This window comes from Litorisediminivivens sp. KMU-197 (assembly GCF_056858395.1).
Window position 1 is genome coordinate 428,786 of the sequence record NZ_JBXEQG010000001.1, and the last position, 17,398, is coordinate 446,183.

Below are 17,398 nucleotides of genomic sequence, written 5' to 3' on the forward strand. Positions count from 1 at the left end.
TAGGATGGGTGCTGAGCACCCATCCTACTGCATTCAGCTGTCGGCGCGGGCCGTTTCGACCAGTTGACGCATGCCGTCGAGCGGCACGTATCCCCGCAGCATCGTCTTGGGCAGCACGAAGCTCGGGGTGCCGTTGATCTTGAGCTTGAGCGCCAGTGCACGGGTGTCGGCGATCTGCTGGGCGACCGCGTCGCTTTCCATCTCGGCCAGAACCGCGTCGGCATCGACCTCGAGCGTTTCGGAGATGCTGCGCACTGCGGTTTCGTCGACCTTGCCATTGAACTTGATCATCGTGTTGCTGGCCTCAAGATAGGCTTCATCACCAGCCACGCGGCCGACGGCGATCACGAATTTCGAGCTTTCGACGCTGTCGGGGCCGAGGATCGGGAATTCCTTGGTGATGAAGCGGATGTTGCCGTCGGACTTGATCAGCTCATGCACCTCGTCATGCGCCTTGCGGCAATATCCGCAGCGATAATCGAGGAACTCGACCATGGTGATGTCGCCGTCGGGGTTGCCGCTGACCACCGAGACGCCGTCGTCGAAGATGGCCTCGGCATTGGCGGAGATCAGGCTTGCGTCCTGACCTTCCTGTGCCGCGGCCTGCTGACGCTCAAGCTCATTGACGGCCTCGAGGATCACCTCGGGATTTTCCATCAGGTAGGCGCGGACCTCGGCGCGGAAACTGTCGCGCTCGGCGTCGGTCATGGCGGTCAGGTCGGTGGCGAGGGCAGGGCTGGCAAAGGCCAGCGCCGCGGCAAGGCTTGTGGAGGTCAGAATACGTGTCATGGGTTTCCCTGTGTTTCCTGTTGTCTAGCGTATGGATTTGGCGGCCGAAAGCACATCCTGTGCCCGGCGCCATGGGCCGGAGCCGCGCGGCAGCAGCGCCTCGGCCCGAGTGGCATGCAGCGTCGCGTCCTTGAGCCGGCCCTGCAGCGCGTAGCGTTCGGCGGTGAGCAGCGAAGCCATGCCGTTGTTGCCGGTTTTGGCATTGGCCACCGCGAGGTCGCGCAGGATACGCGGATCGCGGAAATCGCGGCTGCGCGCCTTTTCAAGGGTTTGCAGCGCGCCCTTCGCGTCACCTGCGGCCAATTGCGCGCGGCCGAGCCCACCGAGGATCAGCGGCTCGTTCGGGGCGAGGCGGGCGGCCTGGGCATAGACCTGCACGGCGGGACCGAACTGCCGGCTTTCCAGCAGGATCTGTCCCTTGAGTTCCATGTAGAGCGCATCTTTCGGACGTAAAGCAAGTGCGCCGTCAATGGCTTGCAAGGCTTTCTTCAGGTTCGATCCACGGTGGTGGGCGATGGCCTGCCGCATCAGCGCAATATCCTGCGATACGCTGGCTCCGGCCCGCCTGAGTGTCCAGCCGGGAGCGCGCAGAAACCCCGACAGTTTGCCACGGGCGCGGTCGAACCAGTACTCGGCGGTGCGGTCGCTGCCGGACGCGGCGGGATTGCCGGCAATGAAGGCCTGCGCTGCGCGTTGCCGGTCGCGGGTGAGCGGATGCGACAGCATGTAGGGATCCTGACGGCCGAGCGACAGCGCCTCTTGCCCGCTGAAGATCCGGTGCACTTCGAGCGCGCCTTCGGTGTCGATACCGGCGCGCGTCATGACGCGCAGGGCGGTCAGGTCGGCCGAGCTTTCCTCGGCGCGGGAATGGCTGAGAAAGTTGCGCTGCGCGGCGCTGGAGGTGCCGAGGGCCAGCCCGGCGCCGAGATTAGGACTGCCCGAGGCCGCGGCTGCGGCGGCCAGCACCAGGCCGAGGCCCGCCGCGGTTCGCGCGGCGCGCATGTTGCCGGCGCGTCGGGTCAGGTGGCCGTTGGCGATATGTGCCGCTTCGTGGGCAATGACGTATTGCAGCGCGCGGGCGGTTTCGAGCTTCATGATCAGCCCGGAGTGCAGGAAGATGTGCTGGGTATCGGCGACGAAGGCGTTGAGCGAACTGTCGTTGATGACAAGGATGCGTGTCGAGTTCGGCAGGCCCGAGGCTTGCAGCACCGGCCGTGCCAACTGGTTCAGCGCGTATTCGATATCCGCATCGCGGATCAGTCCGGCGGCCGTGGCTTGCAACGCCGTCAGCCCCCAGATCACCACGCCTGCCGCGAAGTTTCGGAGTATCTGCATTGACCCTTCGCCTCTGATCCCGGACAACCCGTCGAAATTCCGGCGGAGTGTGGGAGGTATGGATGCGAGACTCAAGGCGCGGTGAGGTCGATCCCTTTATTGTGATGGACGTGATGGAGGCCGCGCGGAGGGCCGAGGCGGCCGGACGCCACATCATCCACATGGAGGTCGGCCAGCCCGGAACCCCTGCGCCGCAAGGGGCTTTGGACGCTGTGACCGGCGCGATGCAGGGCGATGCCATGGGCTATACCGTGGCGCTCGGCCTGCCGGCGCTGCGCGAGCGGATCGCGCGGCTTTATGCCGATTGGTACGGTGTGACGCTGGATCCGGGGCGGGTGATCGTCACGCCGGGGTCTTCGGGCGCCTTCCTGCTGGCCTTCACGGCGCTGTTCGATGCGGGCGACCGTGTGGCGGTGGGCGCGCCGGGGTATCCGAGTTACCGGCAGATCCTGAAGGCACTGTCGCTTGAGGCGGTGGATCTGGAGACGAAGGCAGAGAACCGCTTGCAACCGGTGCCGGCGGATTTCGCCGATCTGGATGTGCAGGGGCTGATGGTGGCCTCGCCCGCCAATCCGACCGGGACGATGCTGGACCGGGAAGCCATGGAAGCCTTGGTCGGCGCCTGTCAGGCCAAGGGGGCGGCGTTCATCTCGGACGAGATCTATCACGGTATCGAATACGAGGCGCAGGCGGTGACGGCGCTCGAGATCACCGACGAGGCTTACGTGATCAACTCGTTTTCGAAGTATTTCTCGATGACCGGTTGGCGGGTGGGCTGGATGGTGGTTCCCGAAAGCCATGTGCGCAAGATCGAGCGGCTGGCGCAGAACATGTTTATCTGCGCGCCGCATGTCAGCCAGGTGGCCGCGCTGGCGGCGATGGGCTGTGACGCGGAATTGCAGGCCAACCTCGCGGTCTATGCCGAGAACCGGCGTCTGATGCTCGAGGGGCTGCCCAAGGCCGGGTTCGACCGGATCGCGCCGCCGGACGGGGCGTTCTATGTCTATGCCGACGTGTCGCATCTGACCGAGGACAGCGGCGTCTTTGCGCGCGAGATATTGGAAGGTGCCGGCGTCGCAGTGACGCCGGGGCTGGATTTCGACCCGGTGCGGGGCGGCGGCACCTTGCGGTTCTCCTACGCCCGATCGACGGAGGATATCCGCGAGGGATTGGCCCGGCTGGCGCGGTTCATGGCGGCCCGGCAGGGCTGAACTGCGTCTACGGATCTCGTTACGAAGCGGCAATGACCGCGCCCTGGGCGCGGGCGCGGATGATCGGTCCGGGTCGGGGACTGCCCTGCCTTTGAGTGCAGGGTACATTTCCGGCCAGACCTCTCATCCGCGTCAGCGCCGATTGCGTGGCGGCGGCAGGGCTGGTAATTTCGCGGCAAGACCATTGCACAAGGGTCACGAGGCATGAGCATTTTCTCTTTCAGGGCCTGCGCGCGCGGCGTGGGGCTGTCGCTGTCGCTGTCGCTGGCGCTGGGGCTTTCGGTGCTGCCGGCGGCGGCGCAGGACTTCGGGGCAAGAGCGCGGGTCGACGCGCAGGCGTCCGGGGTGTCGGAGACGCGCGGCGGGGTCGCGCTGGAGATCGCGCTGAGCCAGGGGGTGCCGTGGCGGGCCTATACGCTGGCCCAGCCGGACCGGCTGGTGCTGGACTTCCAAGAAGTGGACTGGAGCGGACTGCCGGTCGAGGCGTTCGACACCGGGGCCTTTCGGGCGGTGCGCTTCGGGGCCTTGCAGCCGGGCTGGTCGCGCTTCGTGGCGGAACTGGCGGAGCCTATGGCGCTGGACGCCGCAGCACTTGAGGTGGACCGCGACACCGCGGCGGCGGTCTTGCAGATCGGGCTGCGCGACACCGGGCGCGAGGCCTTTGACGCGTCCGCCGGTGCCGCGCCGGATGCGCGCTGGATCTTGCCCGAACCGGTGCTGCGGGTCGAGGCGGCAGATGACGACAGGCGGCTTGTGGTGGTGCTCGATCCCGGCCACGGCGGCATAGATCCCGGGGCGCTGCGGGCCGGTTACAGGGAGGCCGATCTTGTCCTGCAACTGGCGCGGGACGTTAAGGAAGCGCTGGTGCGGGCCGGCGGCATGGACGTGGTGATGACCCGCGAAGAGGATGTCTTCGTGTCGCTGGAGGGCCGCGTTGCGCTTGCGCGCAAGGCCGGGGCAGACCTTTTCATCTCGCTTCACGCGGACGCGCTGGACGAGGGCGTGGCGCACGGGGCCAGCATCTACACCCTGTCGGAGACGGCGACGGATGAAGCCTCGGCCGCGCTTGCCGAACGCCATGACCGGGGCGACCTGCTGGCGGGTGTGGATCTGACGGGCTCCGACGACGTCGTGGCGCAGGTGCTGATGGATCTGGCCCGACATGACAACGGGCCGCGCTCGATCATGCTGGCAAAGGCGATGGCAAAGGGGATCGAGACCGAGGTGGGCCAGATACACAAGCGGCCCCTGCGCGAAGCCGGTTTTTCGGTGCTGAAGGCGGCGGATATCCCCAGCGTGCTGATCGAGGTGGGGTTCCTATCCACGGACCGCGATCTTGAGGACCTGCAGGACCCGGAGTGGCGGGCGACCATGGCACGGGGCATTCGCGACGGGGTGCTGGCCTGGGCGATGGCGGATGCCTCGGTGGCGCCGCTTCGCCGGAAGTAGCCGGGACATCACGGGAGCTTCTGGCAGGCGACACCGGTTCCGGGGTTGCAGGCGGGTCATTCCATTCGGTCGTGCGCTGGGATAGGTATGGGGCTAGGACAGTATCCAAATAGGTGGGAGATCAGGCGCCATCATGACGAAGAACGTGTCTCTTGATGAATTCCGCAAGGACGAGAAGCTGGGAAGCATTCCCGTGCAGACTGAGCTGTCCTTGCCGGACCGGTTGATCGACGGCGTCAAGATCCGGCCCTTGGTATGCTTCAGCGATGATCGTGGCGATCTGGTTGAACTGTTGAGCCTGCGCGAGGAGGGTGAAGCTCCCATCGTTCATGTCTATCGGGTGACGGCTGCCCCGGGGTCGGTCCGGGCCTGGATCTATCACAAGCTTCAGTACGACCGGCTGGCTTACACGGAAGGCGAGCTGCGGCTTGTTCTCTACGATATTAGACCCGAGAGCCCCACCTACGGGTTGCTGAACGTTCTGAACGTCGGCGAGGCGCAGCGCTGCGTTGTGACCGTGCCGCCGCTGGTGGTGCACGGGCTCAAGAACGTCGGGACCGAACCGGCCGGCTTCACCAACTTGCCGACCAGGATCTACGATCCGCAGTCGCCCGACAAGTTGCGTTTGCCGCCCGACCATCCCGGCATACCTTACAGCTTTGACTGAGCCGAGGCCCGCAATCGGCTGAGAAGTTTGCTGTGGCCGGCATGGCCTTGCCCCCGTGCGATGGTTGCAGCGAGGTCTTCGGCTGCGCGATCGGGGTCGCCTTCGGCCACGGCGATGCGCGCGCCCAGAAGCGTGGCGGAGCCTGCGGCGGCGCGGTTCGTGTCTTCGGCCCTGCGCCATGCAGCGATGGCCTGGCCGGGCTGTCCCATGTCAAGGCAGGCACTGGCGCGTGCAATGGCCAGAAGCGCCCCGCGATAGGCGTCCGTCTCGCGCTCGGCTGCCGCGTCGATCAGGACCAGACGCTCTTCGGCGCCGTAGATGTCTGGCAGGACGCCCTGTATCAGGGCCAGCCTCGGCTCGCGCCCGGCGAAGGGCACCATCAGATCGGCGATCATCGGCACCAGTGCCTCGCGTGCCACCTTGCGGCCCTTAAACAGGTCGAACAGCCGGTGCAGGTCAGTGGCCTGATCCGGCGTGACGGGAAGCGCTGCAAGGCCCTCACCAGCCAGCGTATCACACGGCAGAGACAGACCCAGTCTGGACAGATAGCTGGCGAGATCGTCAGATGGGGCGGGGGGGACCGCGCGCAGGTGGATATCAAGGACCGGCAGGAACGAGGCCTGTTGCAACAGTGTCGCCTGTGCGCCCGGCGCATCGAGCCTGCCAAGATGAGCCGTGATTTCGGCCGCGCGCTCTGCCTGCGACATGTGCATGCGCACCGGTGAGTTCAGCGACACCGCAGATGCCACGGGTGTCACCGCCCAGCGGACCGCGTCACCCGCCGCGGCCATGCCGGCAAGCAGGTGGCGAGAGCAACCGCCGGCGCCGAGACCCGCCCAATCGATGCCCGCGCGCAGGTATGCGGACTTCCGAAAGGCGTAATGCGCCTCGAACACCATCTTCGGCGCGCCTGCGCAAAACAGCGCCCTGTAGGACGGCGAGGCGAAGTTGCACAACCAGGCGATGCTCCGGCCGGAAAGGTCGAGCGCCACGCTCGGCCCGATCGCGACGTCGGCGTCGTCAAGCATACCGCCCAGCACGTCGACCTGATCCGGCAGCCAGATATCATCGTCTTGCAGGATCAGGATACGGTCCGAGCGCGCTTCGCGCAGGGCGACGGCTCGGGCCTGTGCGGTGCTGACGCGGGAGGGCGGCAGATCGAGCACCCTGACCCGCGCGTCGAGGTCGGCGGCCTGCCGGGCGATCCGCAGGACCTCGCCCGTGGCGCCGGAGCAGGCGATGATCAACTCTATATCCTGTCGGTTCTGCCGGCAGGCTTGCGGGATCGCGACCTTCAGCGTGTCCGCCCTGTCGATGATCGGCAGTATGATCGAGGCATAGGGCGTATCGCCGGAGGATGTCGTCACGCGGGACCTCTTCAATATCTGGATGCGGCAGCCTGAAACAATGGGATAATTCCGGCGAATGCAATGCATGGCGTGTCTGGATGCTGCCCGTTGCGTTACGATGGCAGGGCAGGCAGCGCGCCCCCGGCGTCGGTGACGCGCTGATTTCCGCACGCGATGAGAATAACGGATGATGTGTTTTGACGGGTCGCCATGAGGGGCATATATAGACCCCCTAACTGACAGGAGCGCGTGGTGCTGAGGTTCATCCTTTCCTTCTTTGGAAGCATTTTCACGGTGGTGACCATGGGGGCCGCTGCGGTGGCGCTGTCGATCGGGGCGATCTTCTGGGTCTATGGCCGGGATCTGCCGAGCCACGAATCGCTGTCGCAGTACAAACCGCCGACGATCAGCCGGATTTATTCGGCCGAGGGCCGCATGATCGACGAATTCGCCAAGGAGCGCCGGCTTTTCGTGCCGGCCGACGAGATCCCCGATCTGGTGAAGAACGCCTTCATTTCGGCCGAGGACAAGAACTTCTACGAGCATTCGGGCTATGACGCGCGCGGTATCGTGGCGGCGGCCGTGGAAGCGGTGCAATCGCGCGGGCGCAACGTGCGCGGGGCGTCGACCATCACCCAGCAGGTGATGAAGAACTTCCTGCTGTCCGGCGACCGGCGGATCGAACGCAAGATCAAGGAGATCATCCTCGCCACGCGGTTGGAGGAGAGCCTGCCCAAGGACCGGATTCTCGAGCTTTACATGAACGAGATTTTCCTCGGTCAGAACTCTTATGGCGTGGCGGCCGCTGCGCAGACCTATTTCAACAAGACGTTGGGTGAACTGGCACCGCATGAAGCGGCCTTTCTGGCGTCGCTGCCCAAGGCGCCGTCGGACTATCATCCGGTGCGCCGCAAGGAACGGCTGAAAGAGCGTCGCGATTTCGTGCTGCGCGAGATGAAAGAGAACGGCTTTATTTCGCAAGCGGTCTATGAGCAGGAGGTGGCGATGCCCCTGCGGTCGGTCCAGAACGGCGATTTCGAGAGCTTCAAGACGGCGCTGCCGCCGCGCGATTACTTCACCGACGAGATCCGGCGGCAGCTGTCTGAGGATTTCGGCGAGGGCGAATTCTTCTCGGGCGGTCTGACGGTGCGGGCCACGATCGATCCAGAAATGCAGGTGGTCGCAGCCCACGCGCTGCAAAAGCAATTGGAGCAATATGACCGTGGACTGGGAACGTGGCGCGGCACGGGCAAGAGCATCGACGCGGGCCAGTTGGACAACTGGCAGGAGGCGCTGGCCGATGTGAAGGTGGCCCGCGACGTGACGCTGGAAAGCCAGTGGTTCCCCGCGGTGGTGCTGGCGGTCGAGGACCAGCAACTGCGGCTGGGCATAGAAGGTGTCGATCCGGGCGCCGACGCGCCGCACGTGGTGCCGCGCAAGGACATCGACTGGATCAAGGGCAACTTCCGCGACAACTTCAAGGTTGGCGACGTGGTGCACGTGCGCCGCATGACCGAGGGCGACAACGGTCAGGGCGCCTTCATCCGCTGGACGCTGCGGCAAGTGCCAGACGTGCAGGGCGGCTTCATGGCGATGGACGTCAACACCGGCCGGGTGATCGCGATGCAGGGCGGCTTTTCGTACCAGCATTCGGTGTTCAACCGCGCCACGCAGGCCTTGCGGCAACCGGGGTCGTCGTTCAAGCCGTTCGTCTACGCGGCGGCTCTGGACAGCGGCTATACGCCCGCCACCATCGTTGTCGACGCCCCGATCGAGATCGATACGCCCGAGGGCGTCTGGCGGCCCAAGAACGCGTCGAACCAGTTCTACGGTCCGACGCCACTGCGCACCGGGATCGAACGGTCGCGAAACCTGATGACCGTGCGGCTGGCGCAGGAGGTGGGCATGGAAACCGTGGCCGCCTATGCCGAACGCTTCGGGGTCTATGACCGGATGAGCCCCTATCTTGCAAACGCCCTGGGGTCGGAGGAGACGACGCTGTTCAACATGGTGGCGGCCTACGCGATGTTCGCCAATGGCGGTGAGCGGGTCGAGCCAACGCTGGTGGACCGGGTGCAGGACCGGTATGGCAAGACGGTCTATCGCCACGACGCCCGCGAATGTACCGACTGCGACGATCCCGCCATCGCGCCAACGCGCGGGCCGCGCATCGTGTCGGACCGCAGCCGGGTGATGGACGCGGTGACCGCCTATCAGCTGACCTCGATGATGCGCGGCGTGGTGGAACGCGGCACCGCATCTGGCAGCGTCAAGTTGCCGGTTCCGACGGCGGGCAAGACCGGCACCACCAACGACGCCAAGGATGTGTGGTTCGTGGGCTTCACCTCGAACGTGGTGGCGGGCTGCTACATCGGCTTCGACCAGCCACGGTCGCTGGGACGCAGCGCCTCGGGCGGCGGTTTCTGCGGGCCGGTGTTCCAACGCTTCATGTCGGAGGCGATCGGCAAATACGGCGGCGGTGACTTCAAGGTGCCGGACGCCTGCGAATTCATTCCCATCGACCGTTTCTCGGGCGCGCGGCTGGCCAATGGATCTTCGGGCGGCAACGTGGTCAACGAATGTTTCCGCGAGGGCGAGGAGCCGCTGTTCGGCGTGATGTTCGACGGCGGGTTTGCCATGGGGTCGAACTTCGAGGTGATCGCACCGAGTGGCGAGGCGTCGAAGCAGGTGACCACCTCCACCGGGAAGAAGGCGGTGGTTGGTCCGAAGGCGAGCTTTGGGACGCTGTCGTCCGGCGGGCTTTATTGATGCGGGGCTGATCCGTCAACGGATCAGTGCCGATCCATCAATGGATCGGTCAGGCTCCGGGGCGGTGCGTCGGCATCCGGCCGGCGCCGCGAAAACGGTACGGACGGCCGGCATGACGGACCGCCGGCCGCGCTGATCCGTTGAGGGATCAGGACCGATCCATTGATGGATCGGGTGGCTTGTCCCTGGTCCGGCGGCTTGGTATCAGGCAGGTCTGAAAAGCCAGGGCAGGGAATGACATGCGCGCGGAAATCCAGAACAAGGTGGCGGACATCCAGAAATCGCTGAAGCTTCTGGCGCAGCGCATGGATTACGAGACCGCGCCGCACCGGCTGGAAGAATTCAATGCCATGACCGAGGATCCGGACCTGTGGAACGATCCCGAGAAGGCACAGAAGCTGATGCGCGACCGCCAGGTGCTGATGGACAAGGTCCAGACCTACGAGACCATGAAGCAGGAGTTGTCGGACAATCTAGAGCTGATCGAGATGGGCGAGATGGAGGACGATGCCGAGATCGTTCAGGAGGCCGAAGCCGCGATCTCTTCGCTGGTGACGCGCGCCGCGCAGAAGGAGCTGGAGGCGCTGCTCGACGGCGAGGCGGACGCCAACGACACTTTTCTGGAGATCAACGCCGGGGCCGGCGGCACCGAGAGCTGCGATTGGGCCAACATGCTGGCGCGGATGTACGTGCGCTGGGCCGAGGCGCATGGCTACAAGGTCGAGCTTCAGGCCGAGAGCCCGGGCGAAGAGGCGGGCATCAAGTCCGCAGCCTACAAGATCTCGGGCCATAATGCCTATGGCTGGCTGAAGTCGGAGTCGGGCGTGCACCGTTTGGTGCGGATCTCGCCCTATGACAGCGCCGCCAAGCGCCATACCTCGTTCAGTTCGGTCTGGGTGTATCCGGTGGTTGACGACAATATCGAGATCGAGGTGAACCCGGCGGATATCCGCATCGACACCTATCGGTCTTCGGGCGCGGGCGGCCAGCACGTGAACACCACTGACTCGGCCGTGCGGATCACCCACCATCCGACCGGGATCGTGGTGACAAGCTCCGAGAAATCGCAGCACCAGAACCGCGACATCGCCATGAAGGCGTTGAAATCGCGGCTCTATCAATTGGAGCTGGACCGGCGCAACGCCGACATCAACGCCGCGCACGAGGCCAAGGGCGATGCCGGCTGGGGCAACCAGATCCGGTCTTACGTGCTGCAGCCCTACCAGATGGTGAAGGACCTGCGCACCGGGCACGAGACCTCCGACACCAAGGGCGTACTGGACGGCGATCTGGACGGCTTCATGGCGGCGACGCTGGCGATGGACGTGTCGGGCAAGAGCCGCGCCGAGGCGCAGGGCGAGGACTGAGGCGGTCTGATCCGGCGGTGTGCTGACGCACGCAGGTTGGATTGCGTTCGGGCCACGCAGGCCTTGAGGGGGCTGTCTGCCCCCTCAAACTCCCCCGAGGATATTTTTGAACCGAAGAAGCAGGGGACTCGGCGGTCTCAAGTGGCGGCGCGCCGTCTAGCGATTTCCGGCGGTGGTGAAGCGGCCGGCCTCCTCGGCGGCCTTGCGGATCGCCTTGGACTTGTTGACGGTTTCCTGGAACTCGGCCTCGGGATCGCTGTCGTAGACCACGCCGCCGCCAGCCTGGATGTAGAGTTTTTCGTCCTTCACCACTGCCGTGCGCAGCGCGATGCACATGTCCATGTCGCCACCGGCGCTGAAATAACCGACGCCGCCGCCGTAGACGCCGCGCTTTTCAGGCTCAAGCTCGTCGATGATCTCCATTGCGCGGACCTTGGGCGCGCCCGAAACGGTGCCGGCGGGAAGACCGGCCAGCAGGGCGGACAGGGCGTCGTGATCTTCGGAGAGCTCGCCGACCACGTTCGACACGATATGCATGACGTGGGAGTAGCGTTCGATGATGAATTCCTCGGTCGGGTGCACGGTGCCGATCTTGGACACGCGCCCGGTGTCGTTGCGGCCGAGGTCAAGCAGCATCAAGTGTTCGGCCAGTTCCTTCTGATCCGACAACAGGTCCTGTTCCAGCGTCTTGTCTTCCTCGGGGGTCTGCCCGCGCGGACGGGTGCCGGCGATCGGGCGGATCGTGACCTCGCGCCCGAAGACGCGGACGAGGATTTCGGGGCTGGCGCCGACCACCTGAAAGCTGCCGAAGTTGAAGTAGAACATGAAGGGCGACGGATTGGTGCGCCGCAGCGAGCGGTAGAGCGCGAAGGGCGGCAGCGGGAAGTCCTGCGTCCAGCGCTGCGCCGGGACCACCTGGAAGATGTCGCCGGCGCGGATGTAATCCTTGGCCTTCTCGACCGCCGCGAGGTAATCGGCCTTGGCAAAATTCGACACCGGTTCGCCGATCTCGGCCGCCTCGCCAAGGTCGCGGCTTTCCGACGGCATTGCGCGTTCGAGGTCGCGCACGGCGTCCATGACGCGCTCGGCGGCCTGGGCAAAGGCCGCCTTGGCGGATTGCGCGTCGGTGTGCCAGACCGGCGAGACGACGGTGACCTCGCCCTTGACCCCGTCGAGCACGGCGATGACCGAGGGGCGCATCAGCACCGCGTCGGGCAGGCCCAGCGGGTCGGGATTGACGTCGGGCAGGTTCTCGACCAGCCGGATCATGTCGTAGCCGAGATAACCGAACAGCCCGGCCGAGGCCTGTGGCAGGTCGGCGGGCAGGTCGATGTGGCTTTCCTCGATCAGCGCGCGCAGTGATGTCAGGGGATCGTCCGCTTCGTCGGCAAAGGCGTCGCCGTCGAAACGGGCCTGCCGGTTGAGCCGCGCCTGCTGTCCGTGGCATTGCCAGATCAGGTCGGGCTTCATGCCGATGATCGAATAGCGGCCGCGCACCTCGCCGCCGGTCACCGACTCGAGCATGAAGGCGTCGCGGGCGGCGCCGGTCAGCTTCAGCATCAGCGATACCGGGGTGTCGAGGTCAGCGGCGAGGCGGGTATAGACCACCTGGTTGCGGCCGGCGGCGTAGCCTTCGGCGAAGGTCTCGTAATCGGGCGTCAGGGCCATTGAGCTGCCTTACTGGAAGTTGGCGTGCACGGCGTTCAGCGCCTGCTGGTCGATCGTGATGCCTTCGCGCGACTGGATTTCCTGTGCCAGCGCCTGGAACAGATCGTTCGACAGGCCGGTGTTGACCTGGCTTACCAATGCACCGCGGATGACCTGGTTCTGCTGGTCTTCGGTGTTGGGGGCGTTGATCGCGTCAAGCCGCAGGACGACTGCGCCGCCATCGTGGGGCAGGGCGAGCGTGCCGGTGGTGTCGAGCGCGAAGAGCCGTTCGAGCGTTTCGGCAGGCAGCCCCGGAAGGGTGCCGGTGCGGGTCTGACCGGTCTGTTCCCGGGCGGTGAGATCGAGGGCCTCGAAGGTCTTGCCTTCGCCCAGTTCGGCGGCCAGTGCCTCGGCGCGCCCAAGCAGGCGGGTCTCGGCCTCGGCGCGGCGCCAATCCTCGGCGACAAGATCCCGGACCTCGTCGAGCGGTTGCGGCTCGGGCGGATTGATGGCGTCGAGGCGCATCGCGAAGATTCCGCCGTCACCCAGCTCCGCCACCTCGGGGTAATCGCCTTCGGCGGCCTCGGCGGCCACCTCGCGAAAGGCGTCGTAGCCGGCGATGTCGCTGTCGCTTTGCGGGGTCCAGTCGATCTGACCGAGTTTCATTTCGGTCTCGTCGGCCAGTTCCTCGAGCGTGGCGCCGCCTGCCAGCAGGTCGTCGATGTCGGTGATCTGGGCCTCGATGACGCGGCGCGCGCGGTCCTGGGCCAGTTGTTCGCGCAGGACCGGCTGGGCGTCCTCGAAGCTGGTTTCCTGTGCGGGCAGGATGCCGTTGACCCGGTAGATCGCGGGACCGAGATCACTGGCCAGCGGGCCCACCACGGTGTCGGCCTCGGCGGCGAAGATGTCGTCGGCGGCGGCGCCAAGGTCGCGGCGGGTGACATCGCCCATGTCGACATCGGGCAGCGCCAGACCGCGGGCGGTAACCTCGTCCTCGAAGGTGGTTTCTTCGGCCTCGATCCGGGCGATGGCGGCCTCGGCGGCGTCCTGGTCGGGCATCACGAGGCGTTCGACGAGGCGGCGCTCGGGCTGGTTGAAGCGGGCGCTCTGTTCGTCATATGCGCGTTGCATCGCGTCTTCGTCGACCTCGACCGTGTCGATGAGCATGTCGGGGGTGATCCAGGCGTAGGTGATGGCGCGCGTCTCGGGGCGGGTGTAACGGGCGATGTTCTCTTCGTAGAATGCGGCGAGCTGTTCGTCGGTGGGGTCGGGGATCGGCTCGGACAGCAGGTCCTCGTCAAGGGCGGCCCAGGTGAAATCGCGGGTTTCGCCGATGAAGGTCATGAGCGCGTCGGTATAGGTGTCGGGCATGCGGTTGCCCGAGACGATGGCGGCCTGAAGCAGGGCGCGGGCGGTTTCCTGACGCAGGTCCTCCTCGAATTCGCCCTCTTCAATGCCGGCAGTTTCCAGCGCGAAGCGATAGGTGTCGCGGTCGAAGCCGCCGCCGGGGCCCTGAAAGGCCGAGATTTGCATCAGTTCCTCGGCCACCGCCTGATCTCCCACCGAGATGCCGAGGCGCTGCGCCTCGTTGTCGATCGCGGAGGTGGCGATGAGGCGCGACAGCACACGCTCGGGCAGGCCCATCGACTGGGCTTGCTGGAAGCTCAGGGCCTGTCCGGTTTCGGCCTGAACGGCCCGCATTTCCTGTTGGAGACCGCGTGCATAATCATCGACGGTGATCGGCTGGTCGCCCACCGCGCCGACGGTACGGATGGTGCCGGAAAGGTTGGTCGCGCCGAAGCCCGCGAGGCCGACGAAGAGAAGACCCATGAGGATCCAGACCAGCGTCTTCGAAATGCTATTGCCCTTGGCCATGACCGCCCCTGTTGCCTACGGTTTTATCTGGCCGACTGTCTACGCGGAGGCCGGCGCAGGGGCAAGGGGCGGCTGGTCCCTTGCGCCGTGCCGGGATCAGTCCTTGCCGCGGTAGGGTTCGACGTATTGCAGCGCCATGTCCCATGGGAAGAAGATCCAGGTGTCCTGGCTGACCTCGGTGATGAAGGTGTGCACCTGCGGCCGGCCGCTGGGCTTGGCGTAGACGGTGGCGATATGCGCCTTGGGCATATGCGCCCGCACGGTTTCGATGGTCCGGCCGGTATCGACAAGATCATCCACCACAAGGACACCGGTGCCGTCGCCGATGACGTCCATGTCGGGGGACTTGATCACCACCGGTTCGCTCTGCTGCTGGTGATTGTAGCTTTTCACGCTGATGGTATCGACCATGCGGATATCAAGTTCGCGCGCGACGATCATCGCCGGCGCCATGCCGCCACGGGTGATCGCCACCACGGCGCGCCAACCGCCGTCGTCCGGGCCATGGCCGTCAAGCCGCCAAGCCAGGGCCCGGGCATCGCGGTGCAGCTGGTCCCAGCTGACGTGGAAACCTTTTTCGTGGGGGAGACGGTCGCTCATCTGGGGGATCCTCCGTTTTGCATGGCTCCTAGCGCAGCTTGCCGGCAAAAGGAAGTGTCACGCAGGGGGAGGCCCGGAAGGGGGCGGGGCCCCGCCCGCGGCTCACCCGGGTGTTTGCCGAACCGGAGAACGGCAAGGTCAGCGGCTGAGGATCAGGCGAAGCCCCAGCAGGCTGAGGACGATGGCGGCGGTGCGATCGAGGATGTGCTTCAGGCGGAGATAGCCGTCGCGCGCCGGGCGGGTGCCAAGGAGCAGCGCGAAACCGGTGTAGGCGGCGGCTTCCACAACCAGGTGGTTGACCACGATGAGAGCCTTGTCGGCGGGGCTCATACCCTGCGGAAAGATCACCAGAAGCACGGCGGAGGCAAACAGCACCGACTTGGGGTTCGCGAGGTTGACCAGCAGGCCGGTGCGGAAGGCGCGGCGTCGGGGCACTGTTTTGTCGGCGGCAAGAGGCCGGCGCGCGTCGCGCCACATGGCGCGGGCAATCCAGAGCAGATAGGCGGCGCCGACGATCTTGAGGGTAAGATAAGCCCAGGGCACCAGCGCGAAAACGGCGTCGAGGCCGATAAGCGCCAGCAGGGTCCAAAGGGCCGCCATGGTGCCCAGCCCCAGCCCGCAGGCGATACCGGCACGGGGTCCGGAGACCAGCGAGGTGCGCAGCGCCATCATCAGCGCCGGGCCGGGCGAGGCCAGCGCCGCCAGCAGGGTCAGGTTGAAGGCGAGGATATGCTCCCAGCCCAAGGGCTCAGCCCTTGGACATGTCGGGCGCGTCCACCGCTTTCATGCCGACCACGTGATAGCCTGCGTCGACGTGCAGGTTCTCGCCGGTAACACCGGAGCCCAGGTCTGACAGCAGGTAGAGCGCCGAACGACCGACATCGTCGATGGTCACGTTGCGGCGCAGCGGCGAGTTGTATTCGTTCCACTTCATGATGTAGCGGAAATCGCCGATCCCCGAGGCCGCCAGCGTCTTGATCGGCCCCGCGCTGATGGCGTTGACCCGGATGCCGTCCTTGCCCAGATCCTCGGCGAGGTAGCGCACAGAAGCCTCCAGCGCGGCCTTGGCGACGCCCATGACATTATAGTGGGGCATCACGCGTTCGGCGCCGTAATAGGTGAGCGTGACGGCGGAGCTGCCGGGCTGCATCATCTTTTCGGCACGCTGCATCACCGCGGTGAAGCTGTAGACCGAAATGTCCATCGACATGGCGAAGTTACCGCGTGAGGTGTCGACGTAGCGGCCGCGCAATTCGGATTTGTCGGAGAAACCGATGCAGTGGACGAGGAAATCGAGGTTGCCCCAGCGTTCCTTCAGGTCCGAGAACAACGCATCGATCGACGCCTCGTCGCCGACGTCACAGGGCAGGACGATGTCGCTGCCAAGCTGTGCTGCCAGCGGCTCGACCCGTTTGCGCAGCGCGTCGCCCTGGTAGGAAAAGGCAAGTTCGGCCCCGGCTTCACCCAGCGCCCGCGCGATGCCCCAGGCAATCGACTTGTCGTTTGCCAGACCCATGACAAGGCCGCGTTTTCCGGCCATCAGCGTGTTCGACATCGGGCATTCTCCGCTCATATTCACGTCGTTAAGGCTTTAGGGTATCCGCTGGGGCGCATCAAGCGAAAGCCTATCCGTGTGGATGGGTTGCCGCAGTTATGTGGAAAGGTGAAGTTAACGTGTGAAAGGACGCGTTTTATGAGTGACAGAGACGGCATTTTTGCCGGAGAAGATCCCTTCGTCATTGCCCGCCGGTGGCTGGACGAGGCCGAGAAGGTCGAGATCAACGATCCAAATGCGATCGCGCTTGCGACCGTGGATTCCGAAGGTCTGCCCAATGCCCGAATGGTCCTGCTGAAGGATATCGAGGACGGGGCCTTCGTCTTTTACACAAATTATGAAAGCGCCAAGAGCCACGAGATCGAGGCCACGGGCACCGCGGCCTTCGTGATGCACTGGAAAAGCCTGCGCCGGCAGGTCCGGGTGCGCGGACTGGTGACCCGCGAGGACGGTCCGCAGGCGGATGACTATTTTTCCTCGCGCTCGCTGAAAAGCCGGATCGGGGCATGGGCTTCGCGGCAATCGCAGCCGCTGGCCTCGCGCGGGGCGCTGATGGCCGATGTGGCGAAAATTACCGCGCAAAAGGGCACGGCCCCGGAGCGACCGCCGTTCTGGGGCGGCTGGCGTATCACCCCTGTGGAGATCGAGTTCTGGGCAGACGGAGCATTCCGACTGCATGACAGGTTTGTCTGGCGGCGGGCATCACCCGCCGAAAGCTGGACGACAACCCGTCTGAGTCCCTGAATCCCACGGTGCGTGAAATGCAAGAGCCTCTAAAATCAGCC

The 17,398-nt window shown here is 65.4% G+C and carries 14 protein-coding genes; 6 read left to right on the top strand and 8 right to left on the bottom strand.

Annotated features, from left to right (window positions below; genetic code table 11):
- Positions 1 to 33: 33 nt before the first annotated feature.
- Both AC04PT_RS02095 and AC04PT_RS02100 read right to left on the bottom strand, forming a co-directional pair.
- Positions 34 to 789, bottom strand: coding sequence for a DsbA family protein (locus AC04PT_RS02095; RefSeq protein ID WP_482871834.1), 756 nt, complete (start codon positions 787 to 789; stop codon positions 34 to 36).
- Positions 790 to 813: 24 nt separating this feature from the next.
- On the bottom strand, positions 814 to 2,124 hold the full coding sequence (locus tag AC04PT_RS02100) for a M48 family metalloprotease (RefSeq protein WP_482871835.1): 1,311 nt from the start codon (positions 2,122 to 2,124) through the stop codon (positions 814 to 816).
- Between the two features lie 62 nt (positions 2,125 to 2,186).
- Here AC04PT_RS02100 and AC04PT_RS02105 point away from each other — a divergent pair, with 62 nt between their 5' ends.
- From AC04PT_RS02105 to AC04PT_RS02115, 3 genes are all read left to right on the top strand, one after another.
- Positions 2,187 to 3,335 carry a pyridoxal phosphate-dependent aminotransferase gene (locus AC04PT_RS02105; RefSeq protein ID WP_482871836.1) on the top strand — a complete coding sequence of 383 codons (1,149 nt, stop codon included), beginning with the start codon at positions 2,187 to 2,189 and terminating at the stop codon, positions 3,333 to 3,335.
- A gap of 204 nt (positions 3,336 to 3,539) precedes the next feature.
- A complete protein-coding gene (locus tag AC04PT_RS02110; RefSeq protein ID WP_482871837.1) occupies positions 3,540 to 4,784 on the top strand; it encodes an N-acetylmuramoyl-L-alanine amidase in 1,245 nt (414 codons plus the stop codon).
- 133 nt (positions 4,785 to 4,917) lie between these two features.
- Positions 4,918 to 5,451, top strand: a complete 534-nt coding sequence (locus tag AC04PT_RS02115; protein ID WP_482871838.1) for a polysaccharide biosynthesis C-terminal domain-containing protein — start codon at positions 4,918 to 4,920, stop codon at positions 5,449 to 5,451.
- On the opposite strand, the gene AC04PT_RS02120 is transcribed toward AC04PT_RS02115, so the two are convergent.
- On the bottom strand, positions 5,436 to 6,818 hold the full coding sequence (locus AC04PT_RS02120) for a glycosyltransferase family A protein (RefSeq protein WP_482871839.1): 1,383 nt from the start codon (positions 6,816 to 6,818) through the stop codon (positions 5,436 to 5,438). The two genes, AC04PT_RS02115 and AC04PT_RS02120, sit on opposite strands and share 16 nt — an antisense overlap.
- A 234-nt stretch (positions 6,819 to 7,052) precedes the next feature.
- On the opposite strand from AC04PT_RS02120, the gene AC04PT_RS02125 reads away from it, so the two are divergent.
- Both AC04PT_RS02125 and prfB read left to right on the top strand, forming a co-directional pair.
- Entirely contained in the window at positions 7,053 to 9,569 is a 2,517-nt protein-coding gene (locus AC04PT_RS02125; protein WP_482871840.1) for a penicillin-binding protein 1A, read from the top strand.
- Between the two features lie 239 nt (positions 9,570 to 9,808).
- Positions 9,809 to 10,936 (top strand): peptide chain release factor 2, encoded by a 1,128-nt coding sequence (prfB, locus tag AC04PT_RS02130; protein ID WP_482871841.1) that lies wholly within the window; start codon positions 9,809 to 9,811, stop codon positions 10,934 to 10,936.
- Positions 10,937 to 11,092: 156 nt separating this feature from the next.
- Here the strand turns inward: prfB and trpE are convergent, their stop codons facing one another.
- The 5 genes from trpE to fabI form a co-directional block, all read right to left on the bottom strand.
- Positions 11,093 to 12,604, bottom strand: a complete 1,512-nt coding sequence (gene trpE, locus AC04PT_RS02135; RefSeq protein WP_482871842.1) for an anthranilate synthase component I — start codon at positions 12,602 to 12,604, stop codon at positions 11,093 to 11,095.
- Between the two features lie 9 nt (positions 12,605 to 12,613).
- Positions 12,614 to 14,458: a peptidylprolyl isomerase gene (locus AC04PT_RS02140; protein ID WP_482871843.1), complete on the bottom strand. Its 1,845-nt coding sequence runs from the start codon at positions 14,456 to 14,458 to the stop codon at positions 12,614 to 12,616.
- Positions 14,459 to 14,554: 96 nt separating this feature from the next.
- Positions 14,555 to 15,058, bottom strand: a complete 504-nt coding sequence (gene gpt / locus AC04PT_RS02145; RefSeq protein WP_482871844.1) for a xanthine phosphoribosyltransferase — start codon at positions 15,056 to 15,058, stop codon at positions 14,555 to 14,557.
- A 138-nt stretch (positions 15,059 to 15,196) separates the two neighbouring features.
- A complete protein-coding gene (locus AC04PT_RS02150) occupies positions 15,197 to 15,802 on the bottom strand; it encodes a LysE family translocator (RefSeq protein WP_482871845.1) in 606 nt (201 codons plus the stop codon).
- 4 nt (positions 15,803 to 15,806) lie between these two features.
- Positions 15,807 to 16,613: an enoyl-ACP reductase FabI gene (gene fabI / locus AC04PT_RS02155; protein WP_482871846.1), complete on the bottom strand. Its 807-nt coding sequence runs from the start codon at positions 16,611 to 16,613 to the stop codon at positions 15,807 to 15,809.
- 138 nt (positions 16,614 to 16,751) lie between these two features.
- Between fabI and pdxH the strand changes: the two genes are divergently transcribed.
- Positions 16,752 to 17,357: a pyridoxamine 5'-phosphate oxidase gene (gene pdxH, locus AC04PT_RS02160; RefSeq protein ID WP_482871848.1), complete on the top strand. Its 606-nt coding sequence runs from the start codon at positions 16,752 to 16,754 to the stop codon at positions 17,355 to 17,357.
- The last annotated feature ends 41 nt before the right edge of the window (positions 17,358 to 17,398 follow it).

Coding starts and splice junctions, on each gene's coding strand:
- AC04PT_RS02095 (WP_482871834.1), bottom strand. CDS start 789: ATGACACGTATTCTGACCTCCACAAGCCTTGCCGCGGCGCTGGCCTTT.
- AC04PT_RS02100 (WP_482871835.1), bottom strand. CDS start 2,124: ATGCAGATACTCCGAAACTTCGCGGCAGGCGTGGTGATCTGGGGGCTG.
- AC04PT_RS02105 (WP_482871836.1), top strand. CDS start 2,187: ATGCGAGACTCAAGGCGCGGTGAGGTCGATCCCTTTATTGTGATGGAC.
- AC04PT_RS02110 (WP_482871837.1), top strand. CDS start 3,540: ATGAGCATTTTCTCTTTCAGGGCCTGCGCGCGCGGCGTGGGGCTGTCG.
- AC04PT_RS02115 (WP_482871838.1), top strand. CDS start 4,918: ATGACGAAGAACGTGTCTCTTGATGAATTCCGCAAGGACGAGAAGCTG.
- prfB (WP_482871841.1), top strand. CDS start 9,809: ATGCGCGCGGAAATCCAGAACAAGGTGGCGGACATCCAGAAATCGCTG.
- trpE (WP_482871842.1), bottom strand. CDS start 12,604: ATGGCCCTGACGCCCGATTACGAGACCTTCGCCGAAGGCTACGCCGCC.
- AC04PT_RS02140 (WP_482871843.1), bottom strand. CDS start 14,458: ATGGCCAAGGGCAATAGCATTTCGAAGACGCTGGTCTGGATCCTCATG.
- gpt (WP_482871844.1), bottom strand. CDS start 15,058: ATGAGCGACCGTCTCCCCCACGAAAAAGGTTTCCACGTCAGCTGGGAC.
- fabI (WP_482871846.1), bottom strand. CDS start 16,613: ATGTCGAACACGCTGATGGCCGGAAAACGCGGCCTTGTCATGGGTCTG.
- pdxH (WP_482871848.1), top strand. CDS start 16,752: ATGAGTGACAGAGACGGCATTTTTGCCGGAGAAGATCCCTTCGTCATT.